This is a genomic window from Shigella sp. FC1967 (genome assembly GCF_001743005.1).
Lineage (GTDB): Bacteria > Pseudomonadota > Gammaproteobacteria > Enterobacterales > Enterobacteriaceae > Proteus.
This window is the reverse complement of the sequence record NZ_MIIZ01000152.1, coordinates 1-283: the sequence shown is the minus strand read 5'-3', so window position 1 is coordinate 283 and position 283 is coordinate 1. Positions and strand designations below refer to the sequence as shown.

The 283-nt window shown below is 50.9% G+C and carries 1 pseudogene; it reads left to right on the top strand.

Going from position 1 to position 283, the window contains the following annotated elements:
- Positions 1-243 (top strand): annotated as a pseudogene (locus tag BHE89_RS01415) (zinc ribbon domain-containing protein); the annotation flags it as partial.
- Positions 244-283 lie beyond the last annotated feature (40 nt).

The following is a 283-nucleotide window of genomic DNA, read 5'->3' as shown; positions in this document are numbered from 1 at the left end:
AAAACTGGATCAATGGTTTGCCAGTTCGAAAACCTGTCATTGCTGCGGTCATAAAAATGTCAGAAATGCCACTACATAAGCGTATCTGGCAATGCCCTAAATGTGGAGTTGAACATGACCGAGATATCAATGCGGCAATCAATATCCGACACAAGGGCATATTGGAATTACACGCGGCGGGACGCGTCGTTTCAGCCCCATGGAGACCCGCGTAAATCCGTCGTACAGAGGGTTGCGGTCTGAGAAGTGGGAAGCCTCGCCGTTTACGGCGGGGAGCAGTCAC